Below are 16,611 nucleotides of genomic sequence, written 5' to 3'. Positions count from 1 at the left end.
AGAATTCCTAAAAATACATATTTCGAGAATGAAAACATAGACCAGAATTTTCTTTCTTCCTAAATACACGTTTGATTCAGAGAACCGAGCAGATTCAGGCGCTGAAGCCAGGAGGAGCGCAGTGTAGAAATACTACTCGAGCACCGGACTGGCATACGTAACGATGAGATGCGATAGTTATCTGAACCGGACTTTTTTAACTTCCTTCCAAAAAAAGTCTAGATGGTATTAGTATAACCATCTAGACCCTATTCTTACTTCTCTTCTTTTAAGCTTAATTTTAAGTTTAACTCTTCAAGCTGCGCTTCTGCAACTGGGCTTGGAGCTTCTGTTAATAAGCAACTTGCGCTTGCTGTTTTCGGAAATGCAATTGTATCACGAAGGTTCGTACGGCCTGCAAGTAACATAACAAGACGATCTAAACCTAATGCGATTCCGCCGTGTGGTGGTGTACCGTATTCGAATGCTTCTAATAAGAATCCGAATTGCTCTTGCGCTTCTTCTTGTGAGAATCCAAGTGCTTTGAACATTTTTTCTTGTACGTCACGCTCGTAAATACGAAGTGATCCACCACCAAGCTCATAACCGTTTAATACAAGGTCATATGCTTGTGCACGTGCTTTTTCTGGTGCTGTTTCTAGTAACTCAACGTCTTCACGGAATGGCATTGTGAATGGGTGGTGAGCTGCGAAGTAACGATCTGCATCTTCATCGTACTCAAGAAGTGGCCAATCCGTTACCCATAGGAAGTTAAATTTACTTTCGTCAATTAGCTCAAGCTCTTTACCTAGACGTAAACGAAGTGCGCCTAAGCTATCTGCAACAACGCTCTTCTTATCTGCTACGAATAGTAATAAGTCGCCAGCAGTAGCTTCTAATGTGCTCATTAACACATTTGCATCTTCTTCACTGAAGAATTTCGCAATCGGTCCTTTTAGGCCGTCTTCTTCCACTTTAAGCCAAGCTAGACCTTTCGCACCGTATACTTTCACGAATTCAGTTAATGCATCGATGTCTTTGCGAGAGTATTTGCTCGCAGCGCCTTTTGCATTAATTGCTTTTACTTGTCCGCCGCTTTCTACAGCACTTGTAAACACTTTAAAGCCACAACCTGCTGCAAACTCAGATAAGTCTGTTAGTTCCATTTCAAAGCGTGTATCTGGCTTATCAGAACCGTAGCGAGCCATTGCATCAGCATATTTCATACGAGGGAATGGTGCACTAACTTCTACACCCTTTGCATCCTTCATAACTTTCGTCATCATACGCTCCATCATATCTAAAATTTCATCTTGTGTTAAGAATGAAGCTTCGATATCGATTTGCGTGAATTCAGGTTGACGGTCTGCACGTAAATCTTCGTCACGGAAACAGCGTGCTACTTGATAGTAGCGCTCAAATCCGCCGACCATAAGAAGCTGTTTAAATAGCTGTGGAGACTGTGGTAACGCATAGAATTCACCATCATGTACACGACTTGGTACTAAATAGTCACGAGCTCCTTCTGGCGTGCTTTTCGTTAAAATTGGTGTTTCTACTTCTAAGAACTCTTCTGTATCTAGGAAGTTACGAATTGTTTTTGTTACGTCGTGACGCATTTTGAATGTATTGAACATTACAGGACGACGTAAGTCTAAATAACGATATTTTAAACGCACATCTTCTGATGCATCTGTATCATCAGCAATGATAATTGGCGTTGTTTTCGCTGCATTTAGTACATTTACTTTTATTGCTTGTACTTCAATACGACCAGTCGCCATATTGTCATTAATTGCGCCTTCACCACGTTCAACAACTGTACCTTCTACGTGTAATACGTATTCGCTACGAATTGTTTCTGCTACTTCTAACGCTTCTTTTGATGTTTCTGGGTTAAATACAACTTGTACGATACCTGTACGGTCACGTAAATCGATAAAGATTAATCCACCTAAGTCACGGCGTTTTTGTACCCAACCTTTTAATTGAACCGTCTGTCCAACTGCTTCTACTGTTACTTTTCCACATGAATGTGTTCTTTCAGCCACTGTAAGTTCCCCCTATATTAATTTCTCTGCTACGTATGAAGCAAATACATCTAATGCTACTTCTTCTTGTTCGCCCGTTGCCATATCTTTTAAGTTAATGATGCCTTTATCTAGCTCATCTTCCCCTAATACAGCTACAAATTTCGCTTTTAGACGATCTGCTGATTTAAATTGTGCTTTCATTTTGCGGTCTAAATAATCTTTCTCAACTGATAATCCAGCTTTTCGAAGATCAAACGCAACTTTTGCAGCATGATCTTTTGCTTTTTCACCAAGCGCTACAACGTAACAATCAATGCTATGTTCAATTGGTAATTCAATATTTTCAGCTTTTAGCGCCATAATTAAACGTTCAATACTCATCGCAAAACCGATACCTGGCATTTCTGGTCCACCGATTTCTTGTACAAGTCCGTTGTAACGTCCACCACCACTTAATGTAGTGATAGCACCGAAACCTTCTGCCTCACTCATAATTTCAAATACAGTGTGTTGGTAGTAGTCTAAACCACGTACTAAGTTCGGATCTTTTTCAAATGGAACATCCATCATCGTTAATAGTTCTTGAACTTTGTCGTAGTATACTGCTGAATCTTCGTTTAAGTATTCTGTAATAGATGGTGCTGTTCCCATTAATTCATGGTTACGGTCCTTCTTACAATCTAAAATACGAAGAGGGTTCTTTTCTAAACGAGATTGACAGTCAGAACAGAACTCACCGATACGTGGCTCAAAGTGTGCGATTAATGCATCACGGTGTGCTTGACGGCTTGCTGTGTCACCTAAACTGTTTAATACAACTTTAATATTTTTTAAGCCCATGCCGCGGTAAAATTCAACAGCAAGCGCAATTACTTCTGCATCAATTGCAGGGTCATTACTGCCGATTGCTTCGATACCGAATTGTACGAATTGACGATAGCGACCCGCTTGTGGTCTTTCATAACGGAACATTTGACCGATATAATATAATTTCGTTGGTTGTGTTGCGTCACCGAACATTTTATTTTCAACGTAAGAACGTACAACAGGTGCAGTGCCTTCTGGACGTAATGTTAAGCTGCGCTCTCCACGATCTTGGAATGAGTACATTTCTTTTTGTACGATATCTGTCGTATCACCAACACCACGTAAAAATAACTCAGTGTGTTCAAAAATCGGTGTACGAATTTCTTTATAATTGTAACGACGGCAAATTTCGCGTGCTTGCCCTTCGATATACTGCCATAACTCAACAGTGCCTGGAAGAATATCTTGCGTTCCCCGTGGGATTTGAATAGACATATTCAGTTCCTCCTCAAATTGTTTTAATCTTAATAAAAATAAAAAAACTCCCGCCTCTACTGTTTGAACAGTAGGGACGAGAGTATTATACCCGTGGTGCCACCCTAATTGAAGCACGTATGCTTCCACTTTTTTAATAACGCTTAAATGTGCGTTCATCCCTACTAAGCGTATATGCCGTTCAAGTTGAAACCTCTAGAGTGTCATTCAATCAGTCATCATGTAGAAATGTTTTCAGCCTAAGACATTTCTTCTCTTTCCATGTGTGTCTCATTTACTCTTCTCTATCAACGGTTATATTCATATGTAAATATAAAATTACTATACGTTTGTTCAGTAGGATTGTCAAGTGCTCTAAGAGCGTTCAATCTGCTTCTTTAAACGCTTTACATCTTGAAGAGAAATCCCAAACTCGGAAGCAAGCTCCATTGAAGTATTGTTTTGCTCTTTTGAAATAAAATCATGAAAATTCACGTTAAATAGCTGATTTGCACCATTTGTAACAGAATGCCCTTTTTCATTCATACGCATACGTATATCCCTCACATTCAATATGGATGTTTTACTTTTTATTGTTCCATATTGATGAGAGAGTTATACATAACCGAAACTGCTATTGATTCCAAATAAACATTAGTATTCGATTTACAACAATAACAATAGCCAGTCCACTTGCTAGCATATGATGCTTCAAATGATATAACGCTACAATACCTACTCCAAATACGATAATTTCTAGTAATACATGTAATATACCTTGTACTTCCCATTCTGCATGTGGAGCTCCAAATAGCCCCCAAATGACAGCAAAAACAATTGGAATTATAATAGCAAGTGTAATTTTTATAGCCATTGTTGTTCCTACTCGAAACCCCCAGTATCCAACAATCCCAAGAATACATAACTCTAGCATAAAACGTAAAGCTATATTAAATTCTTGAAGCATACTACACCTTCTTTTCCTTTTATTCCCCTTTAAATTAATCCTATGATAAATGAACAAAACATACAACAATGTATAAAAAAGAGAGGATTATATAACCCTCTCTTTTTTATCAACACTATTTACTTTCTACAATTAAGGTCACCGGACCATCATTGATCAAAGAAACATCCATCATTGCTCCGAACTTTCCTGTTTCCACATGTAATCCTTGTTTACGAACTTCTTCATTAAAGAAATCGTATAAACGCTCTGCATAGTCAGGTTTCGCAGCATCCATAAAGTTTGGACGTCTTCCCTTGCGGCAATCTCCGTATAATGTGAATTGCGAAATAGATAGAACTTGTCCTTCTACATCAAGTACAGAATGATTCATCTTTCCGCTCTCATCTTCAAAAATACGTAAGTTCGCAATTTTTTCTGCAATGTAAGTTGCATCTTTTTCTGTATCTTCATGCGTAATGCCAACTAGTAATGTTAAACCGAACGGAATTTGTCCTACGATCTCACCGTCTACTGTGACAGACGCTTTCTTTGATCGTTGTAAAACAACTCTCATCTTTCTACACTCCCTATTAATGCATCATGCGTCGTACTGCATAAATTTCTGGAACGCGTTTAATGCGTTCTACTACTTTTTTCAAGTGTTGTAAGTTACGAATCGAGATTGACATATTAATTGTTGCCATCTTATTACGGTCACTTCTACCAGAAACAGCTGAAATGTACGTTTTCGTCTCTGTAACAGCTTGCAGTACTTCATTTAATAAACCACGGCGATCGTAACCTGAAATTTCAATATCAACGTTATACTCAATTTCTTTTTCAGGGCTACCTTCCCACTCTACTTCTAATAATCGTTCTACAGCTTCTTCTGTATGAACGTTTACACAATCACGGCGGTGAATCGATACACCTCGACCTTTCGTAATATACCCAACGATATCATCACCTGGAACTGGGTTACAGCATTTCGATAAACGGATTAATAAATTATCAGCACCGCTTACCTTTACACCAGAATCCCATTTTCGAATTTTCATCGGTTTACGAACTTCTTTAACTTCAACAATTTCTTCTTCTTCGCGTTGTTTGCGGAACTTGTCCGTTAGTCGCGTAACAATTTGCGAAGCTGTAATTCCACTATATCCAACTGCTGCAAACATATCTTCTTCATTTGCAAAGTTAAATTTTTCAGCGACGCGTTTTAAGTTATCAGGCGCTAATACTTCTTTCATCTCATACTCTAGACCACGTACTTCCTTTTCAACAAGTTCACGGCCTTTTTCAATATTTTCGTCTCTACGTTGTTTCTTAAAGAATTGACGAATTTTATTTTTCGCATGAGATGTTTGAGCAAGTTTTACCCAATCTTGACTTGGGCCATATGAATGTTTCGACGTTAAAATTTCAATGATGTCGCCTGTTTTTAATTTATAATCCAGCGTCACCATTTTCCCGTTTACTTTTGCACCAATTGTTTTATTCCCAATTTCCGAATGGACACGATACGCGAAATCAATCGGAACCGATCCAAGTGGTAATTCCATTACATCGCCTTTCGGTGTAAAGACGAACACCATGTCAGAGAATAAATCAATTTTTAATGACTCCATAAATTCTTCTGCATTAGAAGCTTCATTTTGCCATTCTAATATTTGACGGAACCATGTGAGTTTCTTCTCTAATGTACCTGTTGTTTCTGCTGTTTTTCCTTCTTTGTACGCCCAGTGTGCCGCGATCCCGAATTCTGCAATTTCGTGCATTTCTTTCGTTCGAATTTGCACTTCAAGTGGATCACCTTTCGGTCCAATTACAGTCGTATGAAGAGATTGATATAGATTTGCTTTTGGCATTGCAATATAATCTTTAAAACGACCTGGCATCGGCTTCCAGCACGTATGAATAATTCCAAGCACCGCATAACAATCTTTAATACTATTTACAACGACACGTACAGCTAATAAATCGTAAATTTCATTGAACTGCTTATTTTGCAGTGCCATTTTACGATAAATACTGTAAATATGTTTCGGTCTTCCAGAAATCTCAGGTTGTATCGCAACTTCGTCTAATTTCTCACGAATACCAGTCATTACTTCCTCTAAATATTCTTCACGTTCTGCACGTTTACGCTTCATTAAATTTACAATACGATAATATTGTTGTGGATTTAAATAGCGAAGTGACGTATCCTCTAGCTCCCACTTAATAGTACTAATTCCGAGTCTATGTGCTAAAGGTGCAAAGATTTCTAACGTTTCATTCGCTATGCGACGCTGCTTCTCTTGAGGCAAATGTTTCAATGTACGCATGTTATGAAGACGATCAGCTAGTTTAATTAAAATAACTCGAATATCTTGAGCCATTGCAATAAACATTTTGCGATGGTTTTCTGCTTGTTGTTGTTCGTGAGATTTATATTTAATCTTCCCAAGCTTTGTAACACCATCAACAAGCATAGCAATTTCTTTGTTAAATTCCCGTTCAATATCTTCTAACGTAATCTCTGTATCTTCCACTACATCATGTAAGAAACCTGCTGATACCGTAGCTGGATCCATGTGTAAATCAACTAAAATACCTGCAACTTGAATCGGATGAATAATATACGGTTCACCCGATTTTCTATATTGTTCGCTATGCGCATCACGTGCATATTCATAGGCACGTGCCACTAGCTCAATATCTTCATCCGCTAAATATTGACTTGCTTTCTCGAGTACCTGTTCAGCTGTTAGTACCTGCTCATTTGCCATCGAATCACCTTTTATTGAAAATTGACTTTATCTTTATTTAATAGAATAAATTATATTCTATCATTATAACCCAATGATTGTGAATTGTGAAAAGGAAAAGATTTTACTGACATTTCACCATGATTTTTTGTTCAATTATACAAAAGTACCCGCTCCTCTCCAAGAGATTCACGGGTACTTTTTATCACCGTAGTTTTACCTATATAGTGATTAGTATTTTTCTAATACTAATACATCGTAACCATCTAACATTTTACGACCATCTAAGTAAGTAAGTTCTACTAAGAATGCAATCCCTGCTACAACTCCGCCAAGTTCTTCAACTAACTTAATTGTCGCTTCGATTGTTCCACCTGTAGCTAATAGATCATCTGTAATTAATACGCGTTGACCTGGCTTAATTGCATCTTTATGGATTGTTAAAACATCTTTACCATATTCTTTACCGTAGTCAACAGTAATTACTTCACGTGGTAATTTTCCTAATTTACGAACTGGTGCAAATCCTACTTCTAACGCATAAGAAACTGGGCAACCGATAATGAAACCACGAGCTTCTGGTCCTACTACAACATCGATATCTCTTTCTTTTGCGTACTCAACGATTGCATCTGTTGCTGCTTTGTATGCTTTACCGTCATTCATTAAAGGTGTAATGTCTTTAAACACAATACCTTCTTTCGGATAATCCGGTACAATTGCGATATGTTGCTTGAAATCCATATTTCTGAATCCTCCTCAGATCTAAAAGGTTTGTAAATACAAATCCTTTACCCTAACTGTTCTACTTCTTTATGATTACGAATCGTTTCAAACCATGTATATAGTTGCTGATATGTGCTATAAACCAATTCTTTTTCTAATTGTAAGTGGTTCATTTTCTCACGATATGTGTTCGATTCAATTAAATCACGCTTTTGTTTTTTGTCTGCCATAAAAATGACGCCATCTTTTATTGTAACAAATTCTAACTCAAAAAACACCTGTGTCATGAAATTTACTGTATCTTTTGACCAACCTTTATGACGACATAGTTGTTCTCCATATTGTCTTAAAGAAAATGGTGTTTTTTGGCTTAAGAAAGAATAGTACCATTTAAAGTGTTCTCTCGTCGGAACTGTACTAAATAAATGGTTATTCTCTTGATAAAATAGCGTATAAATTCGCGCTGGGAATCCTACCTTAAATAGCTCACGTAATTCATCTGTTCCTTTTGGTAAATCAAGTAACACGATATATTGATCATCTAAATGCGTTACTTCTGAAGCATGCATGAGCTTTTCTTTATAGCTCTCTAAAGAAAATTTATTCAATACCTCTTCAGAAAAATACACCATTGTTATTTTTTCTTTCGGAAGTTCTGCTAAATTTGCTTCTGCATTACGCATACTACGCCAATCAAATAATTGCCACGCCTCTACAGCAATATCTTGTACCATTAGTTGTGGCTTCTTAAAATTATTCCATTCATTAATGGACGCTTCTCCTATTACAGATACTTTTGCAACTGGAGAGATTTCTTTCGCATATGCACCAAAACCAAATCCAATTGTATCCAGTGTTGCTTGTCCATCACGAAGAGCCATTTTTAAATGAGAGCCATCTGATCCGATTGCGCGAATGCTTTCTAACTCTGCATCTTTTACTGCAATACGTGGTTTCGGATTTCCAACACCAAATGGAGCTAGTTTTTGCATATCTTCAATTGCCGCTAGCGTTACATCCTCTACTTTACAAAAAACATCAACTGCTGTAATTGGAATAAAATCTTCTTCTGTTAAAATTGCATCTGCTTGTTCATTTAAGCGGCGACGTAATTCATCTACATCATTCATATGTAGCGTCATTCCCGCTGCCATCGGATGCCCTCCGAAGTGTGGTAATAACTCTCTACAATCTGATAAATTTGCAAACAAATCAAATCCTGCAATACTACGTGCTGAGCCTTTTGCTGTTTCTTTTATAGGATCAATGCTTAATACAATCGTCGGACGATAAAAACGTTCAACTAATTTAGAAGCAACAATTCCAATTACCCCTAGGTTCCAGCCTTCTTTTGCAAGTACTAATACTTTGTTTTCTTCTGGCGGGAAGTTATTTTCAACTTCAGCGATAGCCTCTTCTGTAATTTGCTTTACAATATCTTTTCGCAGTTTGTTCAGCTCATCAATTTCTTCAGCTAGCTCCTTCGCTTCCTCTGGATCATCTGATAATAAAAGGTGTACAGCCGGCGCTGCATCTTCTAAACGCCCGACCGCATTAATACGCGGTGCAATTGAGAAGCCAATACTCTCTTCTGTAATTTCACTTTGCGAAACATTAGCAACTTTAAACAATGCCTTCAAACCAATATTTCTCGTCATACGCATATGTTTTAAACCACGTTTCACTAGCAACCTATTTTCACCATGAAGTGATACTAAATCGGCTACTGTACCGATTACTGCAATCTCTAATAAATGTTCTGGTACACGGCCTAATAATGCATGCGCAACTTTAAACGCAACACCTACACCAGCTAAATAGTGAAACGGATATACGCCACCTTCTAATTTCGGATGTATAATCGCAAGTGCTTCTGGCAATTCTGGCGGTGGCTCATGGTGATCTGTAATAATTAGATCTATTCCAAGCTCCTTCGCTACATTCGCTTCATGTACTGCTGCGATGCCCGTGTCGACCGTAATAATCAGTGAGAACCCTGCGCTATGCGCCCAACGAAACGCTTCTTCGTTCGGTCCATACCCTTCTGTAAAACGATTTGGAATGTAAAATTCTACTTCTGCACCTAATTCTTGAAGAGCAAGATATAAAACCGTCGTACTACTTACTCCGTCCGCATCGTAATCACCAAATATTAATATTTGCTCTCCATTTTGAATCGCCTTATTTACACGTTCTACCGTTCTATCCATTCCTTCTAATAAAAATGGATCATGAAATTCTTGATTTTCTGTATTTAAAAAATCTAAAATCTTATCTTCTGTATCTAGTCCTCTACCGAGGAATAATGAAACGACAAGTGGCGATAACTGTAATTTACTTGCTAATTCACTCACTCGCTCGTCATTATATTCTTTTTCTTTCCAACGCGTCTTCGGTTGTAACACGAAATCACCCCTTAACCTGTTCATTATACAAGACAGATTAAGGGGTGACAATATAATGCAAACTACGATGCAATATCTATATACTAAAATGTTAATGATGTTTAATTTGGAGAATACGGATTTATATGTACGAATACATTTTGTACATTATCTTGTTTCATAAGTATTTCTTTCACATGTTTTCCAATACGGTGTCCTTCTTCTACGGTAATGTATGGGTCTACAGACACTTTAATATCGACAATAACATAATGACCATGCTCCCGTGCATATAAAGAACCAATTTTTTTCACACCATCTACTTGAAGAACTGCTTCCCTAAGCGGAATAACATCCTCCTCATGAAGAACATGGTCAAGCGTTGCATGAATTGCTTCCGCTCCAATGCTCCATGCCATTTTTACAACAAGAAGTGAAACAACTAATCCCGCAATCGGATCGGCATATACAAGCCAGTCTATACCAAGCTTACCACCGATTATAGCTGCACAAATACCGATTAAAGCTGCAATTGAAGAAAATACATCCGAACGGTGCTCATATGCATTTGCAATAATTGCATCACTGTTTACTCTTTTCCCTAATCGGAATTTATATTGAAACATTCCTTCTTTCACGACGATTGAAAGAACAACAGCAAAAATCGTAATTCCTTTTGGCGGTTCTAGTTCTTGCGAAAAAGCTTTTATAGACGAAATCGCTATCTCGAGTCCCACAATAAATAATAATACCGCAACAATAATCGCTGAAATCGATTCCGCTTTACCATGACCATACGGATGATCTTCATCAGGTGGCTGCTTTGCCGCTCGCAATCCAAAAAGTACAGCTAGCGAACCAATTACATCTGATGCAGAATGCACAGCATCCGCTAACAGTGCTTTACTGTTCCCAATATAACCAATTACCGCCTTTACAATCGCTAATATAATATTACCAACGATCCCGACAATAGCACCAAACTCGGCCTGTTTAAAACGTTCATCTTTTTCCATAATTAAAATCCCTTCTTTTCTTAACCTATCTTTTTATTTTAACAAATACAGTGATAACACCACCACTTTCTTCCATCTTCTTTCTGTAAAAAAGTTGCTATCTTATTGTATCCACAAACGAAAAAAGAGATGCCTCATAAAGAGACATCATCTTTTCTATACTTGCGGTTCAGATTCTACTTTCTCAACCTTCTTCTTGTTTCTTCCCTTTTTCAAACGACGGTTTTCAAGCATTAACCAAATTTGAGAGGCAACGAAAACAGAAGAGTACGTACCTACAATTAATCCAACAAGTAACGCAAACGAGAAGTTACGTAGTGACTCACTACCGAAGATAAGCAGTGCAATTACTGGGAATAACACTGTTAATACGGTGTTAATCGAACGACCAAGCGTTTGGCGAATACTTGCATTTACAATTTCTTCTAGGTCTTTTATATCGCGCACTCGTTTTTTCTGTTTGTATAATTCACGGTTTCTATCAAATGTAACAATCGAGTCATTAATAGAATAACCGATGATTGTTAATACTGCAGCGATAAACGTCAAGTCTACCTCTAGTTGGAAAATACTAAACATAACAATCATAACGAATGCGTCATGTAATAATGCAAGTACTGCAGATAACGCATACGTAAATCGGAAACGAATACTTACGTATAAAATGATAACCGCAGAAGCAATCAGTACAGCGATAAATGCATTTCGTGCAATTTCTTTACCGATTGTCGGTGAAACTGTACTTACGTTTGGATCTGTACCATATTTATCGTGGAAGAATGTTTTTGTTTTCGCAATTTCATCTTTTGATAAAACACCTAATGTACGAACTGCGAAACCTTTATTGTCATCTCCAGTCGGTACAATATTTTCTTCCTTCACATCAATGTTCAATTCTTTAAAATCTTTATGAACATCAGACACAGTAACGGCTTGTTTTGATTGCAAGTCGATACGTGTACCACTCGCAAAGTCAATACCAAGATTCAATTTGAAAATTGGTAAAATAATTGCTCCTGCAATTACAACTACAATCGAGAAAATAAGGAATTTATGACCGATATTTACGAAGTTAATACGATCAAATCTTGTCGGTGGATGTACTACACCTTTTGTTAATGGAATAATATCCTTTTGTTTCACACCAAAATATCCTGGTTTTTTATCAAAGTAACGGCTCTTTACAAGTAAACCTAATAAGAAACGAGTACCGAATACGTTCGTAATAAAACCAACTAAAATACTTACGATTAAACTTGTTGCGAATCCTTTTACAGAGCTATTACCATACACGAATAACACACCAGCTGCTGCAAGTGTTGTAACGTTTGCATCTAAAATTGTTGCTAATGAACGATGGTTACCAGCGCGGAATGCCGACATCATGGACTTACCAATTTTCAGCTCTTCTTTCAGTCTCTCGTACGTAATAATATTCGCATCAACTGCGATACCTACTCCGAGCACTAACGCTGCAATACCTGGCAACGTAAGAACTGCATGCATCCAGTTAAAGACAAGTAATGTAACGAAAATGTATAAACCTAACATAATAACCGCTACAAGTCCTGGTAAACGGTAGAATACAAGCATAAATAAGAAAATAAGAGCGATACCAATCGCACTAGCGAAAATCGTTTGCTCTAACGCTTGTTGACCAAATTTCGCTCCAACAGATGTTGAATACATTTCTTTTAAATCAACAGGAAGTGCACCTGCATTTAATAAAGATGAAAGTTGTTTCGCACTTTCAACTGTGAAGTTTCCACCTACGATAGATACTTCAGCTTGGTTAAATACTTGGTTTACTGTTGCTGCTGATAAGAACTTCGGATTCGGTTTTGCAGATTCTGCTTTATACGAATCTTTTCCTTCTTCAAAGTCAAGCCAAATTACCATTAAGTTCGTTGGTGGTGGCATTTTTGAAATTTTTTCAGTTACTTCACGGAATTTTTCAGCGCTTTTTAGTGTAAGACCTACGCTTGCACGGCCTTGCTCATCAAATGTTTGCTTCGCTCCGCCGCCTTTTAAATCCGCTCCATCCATAAGGAGATTGTCATCTACATCACGGAATGTTAATTTCGCTTGTGTCGATAACATTTCACGCGCTTTTTGCTGATCTTGTACACCAGCAAGCTGTACACGAATTCGATCTTGCCCTTCGATTTGAATGTTCGGCTCACTTACACCGAGAACATTGACACGATTTTCAAGAGCACCTACTGTACTTACAAGTACGTCTCGATCGATTTTATCACCTTTTTTGGCTGGTTTTACTTCATACAGAATTTCAAAACCACCGCGAAGGTCTAGTCCTAGACTAATTCCTTTTGCTATGTCTTTTCCTGCCGAACCAATTACTCCACCGATTAATAAGACGATGATGAAAAAGGCAGCAATTCTCGTACCACGCTTTGCCATATGTACCCTCTTTCTGCTACTAACACTTTCAATAAATCTCTTACGATTCACTGCTATACGTGTGCATACGCCTAGTTAGTAGACTTCCTTTCTATAATTTTTGCTAGTTCATCACTAGCTGTATAGGTAAGCTTTTACACTACCTACACTTCCATCATTTATTTTCCTCTTCACTACCTCCTTTATATATAATCTTAGACATAATTATTTCCTCTTTATCAATACATATCATTATACTGCAAAAGGAAGAACAAACCAATTGCAGTCGGTTATTTATTTTCGTACTCATCAAATGACCAAAGTGGCGCTTGGTAAGCTTCAACAGTTAAATATGTCATATATTCATTAGCTGTTACTGTTAATACGTCATTAACTAATTCATACAATCTAACATCGCTGTCTATCTTCTTCCACTTTTTCACTTTAAGAAACTTCCAAATATCATCATCTGTCACTCGGTCGTAACCGAACATTTGAAACTCTTCTACTTTACTTTCTAAAACGACTTGTAACTGTCCGCGGTATGATTCTACCAAAGCCTCTCTATCTAACATCTATAACATCTCCTTCTTATTTCAGCACGAAAAAGTCGCTTTAATCCCGCTCTAATGGACAGCAATAACTACTTTCAAGAGCACTATCATACTTCACTCTCTTAAATGCTTGTCATTCTTGTCTCGTACGTGCATATAAATTATTGTAAATCATTCCATTGATTTTGAGAAGGTAGGAGAAGAACATGACGAGACAAAGCTTTTTAAAAGGCGCATTTATTTTAATGATAGCCGGCTTTATTACAAAAATACTCGGCTTTATCAACCGCATAGTAATGGCACGTATTTTAGGAGAAGAAGGCGTTGGTCTTTATATGATGGCCGTTCCTACATTCATTTTAGCAATTACATTGACACAAATTGGTCTTCCTGTCGCCATCGCAAAATTTGTAGCAGAAGCGGAAGCTGTGAACGATAAACAAAGAGTTAAAAAAATATTAACCGTATCACTAGCTGTTACATCCGTTATTAGTATCATTTTAACAATCGGAATTATGTTCCTCACACCTATTTTAGCAAAAACATTATTAACCGACGAAAGAACGTACTATCCATTAATGGCCATTTTGCCCGTTGTTCCCGTTATTGCTGTTTCTTCTGTTTTGCGTGGTTACTTTCAAGGGAAACAAAACATGAAACCTAGCGCTTATGCGCAAGTTCTAGAACAAGTCGTCCGCATTACCATTATCGCTATATGCATCCAATTATTTTTACCTTACGGCATAGAATACGCTGCAGCCGGCGCTATGTTATCAGCTGTTCTCGGTGAAGTTGCATCGTTATTATTTTTACTCACGTTATTTCAGCGAGAAAAACATTTATCAATACGTTCTGAATTTTTCACTACTGTAAAAGAAAGCAAAGGGACATTTTATTCTCTGATGGATATTGCCCTTCCAACTACAGGAAGTCGTTTAATCGGTTCCGTTTCATATTTTTTTGAACCTATTGTCGTTATGCAAAGTTTAGCAATCGCTGGTGTCGCTGCTTCTGTTGCAACCCAGCAATACGGTATATTAAACGGTTATGCATTCCCACTCCTATCACTACCCGCCTTTATTACATACGCTCTCTCTACAGCGCTCGTTCCTTCTATTAGTGAGGCAATGGCAAAAAGACAACATAAATTAGTAGAGCACCGTTTACAACAAGCACTTCGAATTTCATTAATTACCGGCGGATGGTCTGTCGTTATATTATACGTATTCGCTTCTCCTGTTTTAACTCTTATGTATGGATCAGACAGCGCAACAGCATTCATTCAACTTCTTGCGCCTTGCTTTTTATTTCATTATTTCCAAAGTCCACTTACCTCTGTTTTGCAAGCTTTAAACTTAGCAAGAGCTGCAATGATGAATACATTTATTGGTGCCATCGTGAAATTAATCGTTATTTTTGTACTAGCATCAAGGCCAGAATTTCAAATGATGGGGGTTGCCCTTGCTATCGCTGCAAATATTGTAACAGTAACATTTCTTCACTACGCTACTGTTTTGAAAAAGATTACATTTACCATTTACGCAAAAGACTATATTTTCGGCGGACTTGCCATCGGTATCGCAGGCGCCTTCGGTTTTTATCTTCATAAATATATTATTTTCTCTCATTCCCTTGGCATACAAACATTATGGGAAATCACTTTAACAACAATTGTTTATATCGTACTTCTCTTCACTTTCAAACTCATTCGAAAAGAAGAGTTAAGTCGCCTCCCTATTATTCGTAAACTTTCATTTTTGAAATAAGGTGAAACTTTAATCAGTGGGGTAATCTCCACTGATTATTAGTTACACTAATCATTCTTACTCTTTCAAAGAATAAGTATCTAATTTTCTTTTAAATCAACAAAAAATTGTCCGTTTTGAAAACTACAGTATAAAATTTGTGTTATATCGTTATAACCTAAGTTTTTTAATTTCTCAATAAGCCATTCATCTGTATGCTCAATCATTTGTAAATGGCTAGATTGAATTTCTCCATCAATAATAAGAGGAAGCGTAAACCGCAATGTATCTTGTTTATTTTTTTGTTTTTGAAAGACAGATAACTTCCCAGACGGTTCCAAAATAGCATATTCTACATCCCGAATATCTCCAACTCCTTGTTCCCTTAATTGCATCATTAAATCATCAATATTATATCGCTGGTTTCTCATCTTTTTTTCATCAATCTTTCCCGCATTAATAATAATTGCTGGTTCACCTTCTATTAAATGCCGAAATCGTTGAAACTTTAATGAAATGACTGACAAAATGATTTGTATGCACATAAGAAAAGCCATCGGAACTAATTGATGCCAAAGTGATTTATCGGTATTTTCAATTGCTACTACAGCCATTTCTCCAAGCATAATAAATACGACTAAATCTAATACACTTAGCTCTCCTATCTCACGTTTACCCATAAGACGAAAAATAATTAAGATAATGATATACAAAAGCATTGTCCGTCCAATTACCGATATCCATTCCATTCCTACATCTCCTTTTTTACGTATAGACTCCCCTATAAAAAA

General features: G+C 37.3%; 13 protein-coding genes and 1 other annotated feature. Of the genes, 1 reads left to right on the top strand and 12 read right to left on the bottom strand.

Features of this window, described 5'->3' with window-relative positions:
* Window positions 1-254 precede the first annotated feature (254 nt).
* The 11 genes from aspS to CGQ22_RS02535 form a co-directional block, all read right to left on the bottom strand.
* Window positions 255-2,030 (bottom strand): aspartate--tRNA ligase, encoded by a 1,776-nt coding sequence (gene aspS, locus CGQ22_RS02585; RefSeq protein ID WP_000840926.1) that lies wholly within the window; start codon window positions 2,028-2,030, stop codon window positions 255-257.
* Between the two features lie 12 nt (window positions 2,031-2,042).
* Window positions 2,043-3,314, bottom strand: coding sequence for a histidine--tRNA ligase (gene hisS / locus CGQ22_RS02580; RefSeq protein WP_033673109.1), 1,272 nt, complete (start codon window positions 3,312-3,314; stop codon window positions 2,043-2,045).
* Window positions 3,315-3,383: 69 nt separating this feature from the next.
* Window positions 3,384-3,614: a binding site (T-box leader), on the bottom strand.
* Window positions 3,615-3,668: 54 nt separating this feature from the next.
* The gene (locus CGQ22_RS31805) at window positions 3,669-3,845 is read right to left on the bottom strand and encodes a hypothetical protein (RefSeq protein ID WP_001242605.1); all 177 of its coding nucleotides are present in this window, start codon (window positions 3,843-3,845) and stop codon (window positions 3,669-3,671) included.
* 82 nt (window positions 3,846-3,927) lie between these two features.
* Window positions 3,928-4,260 carry a YrdB family protein gene (locus tag CGQ22_RS02570; RefSeq protein ID WP_000938749.1) on the bottom strand — a complete coding sequence of 111 codons (333 nt, stop codon included), beginning with the start codon at window positions 4,258-4,260 and terminating at the stop codon, window positions 3,928-3,930.
* 115 nt (window positions 4,261-4,375) lie between these two features.
* Window positions 4,376-4,816, bottom strand: coding sequence for a D-tyrosyl-tRNA(Tyr) deacylase (locus CGQ22_RS02565; protein WP_001266965.1), 441 nt, complete (start codon window positions 4,814-4,816; stop codon window positions 4,376-4,378).
* Between the two features lie 16 nt (window positions 4,817-4,832).
* On the bottom strand, window positions 4,833-7,016 hold the full coding sequence (relA, locus tag CGQ22_RS02560; RefSeq protein ID WP_001262803.1) for a GTP diphosphokinase: 2,184 nt from the start codon (window positions 7,014-7,016) through the stop codon (window positions 4,833-4,835).
* A 210-nt stretch (window positions 7,017-7,226) separates the two neighbouring features.
* Window positions 7,227-7,739 carry an adenine phosphoribosyltransferase gene (locus tag CGQ22_RS02555; protein WP_000346215.1) on the bottom strand — a complete coding sequence of 171 codons (513 nt, stop codon included), beginning with the start codon at window positions 7,737-7,739 and terminating at the stop codon, window positions 7,227-7,229.
* Between the two features lie 47 nt (window positions 7,740-7,786).
* A complete protein-coding gene (gene recJ / locus CGQ22_RS02550; protein ID WP_089148266.1) occupies window positions 7,787-10,126 on the bottom strand; it encodes a single-stranded-DNA-specific exonuclease RecJ in 2,340 nt (779 codons plus the stop codon).
* Between the two features lie 101 nt (window positions 10,127-10,227).
* A complete protein-coding gene (locus tag CGQ22_RS02545; protein WP_000409743.1) occupies window positions 10,228-11,121 on the bottom strand; it encodes a cation diffusion facilitator family transporter in 894 nt (297 codons plus the stop codon).
* 156 nt (window positions 11,122-11,277) lie between these two features.
* Complete coding sequence (secDF, locus tag CGQ22_RS02540; RefSeq protein ID WP_001119051.1) at window positions 11,278-13,542, bottom strand: protein translocase subunit SecDF; 2,265 nt, start codon at window positions 13,540-13,542, stop codon at window positions 11,278-11,280.
* Between the two features lie 269 nt (window positions 13,543-13,811).
* Window positions 13,812-14,096 carry a post-transcriptional regulator gene (locus CGQ22_RS02535; protein WP_000886980.1) on the bottom strand — a complete coding sequence of 95 codons (285 nt, stop codon included), beginning with the start codon at window positions 14,094-14,096 and terminating at the stop codon, window positions 13,812-13,814.
* A 185-nt stretch (window positions 14,097-14,281) separates the two neighbouring features.
* Between CGQ22_RS02535 and spoVB the strand changes: the two genes are divergently transcribed.
* Complete coding sequence (gene spoVB / locus CGQ22_RS02530) at window positions 14,282-15,841, top strand: stage V sporulation protein B (RefSeq protein WP_000198295.1); 1,560 nt, start codon at window positions 14,282-14,284, stop codon at window positions 15,839-15,841.
* A gap of 80 nt (window positions 15,842-15,921) precedes the next feature.
* Here spoVB and CGQ22_RS02525 read toward each other — a convergent pair whose 3' ends face one another.
* The gene (locus CGQ22_RS02525; RefSeq protein WP_000454836.1) at window positions 15,922-16,569 is read right to left on the bottom strand and encodes a DUF421 domain-containing protein; all 648 of its coding nucleotides are present in this window, start codon (window positions 16,567-16,569) and stop codon (window positions 15,922-15,924) included.
* Window positions 16,570-16,611 lie beyond the last annotated feature (42 nt).

Source organism: Bacillus sp. M13(2017), assembly GCF_002218325.1.
In the GTDB taxonomy this organism is placed as follows: Bacteria; Bacillota; Bacilli; order Bacillales; family Bacillaceae_G; genus Bacillus_A; species Bacillus_A thuringiensis_K.
Note: the sequence above shows the minus strand (reverse complement) of the source record. Positions and strands in the feature narration are given on the sequence as shown.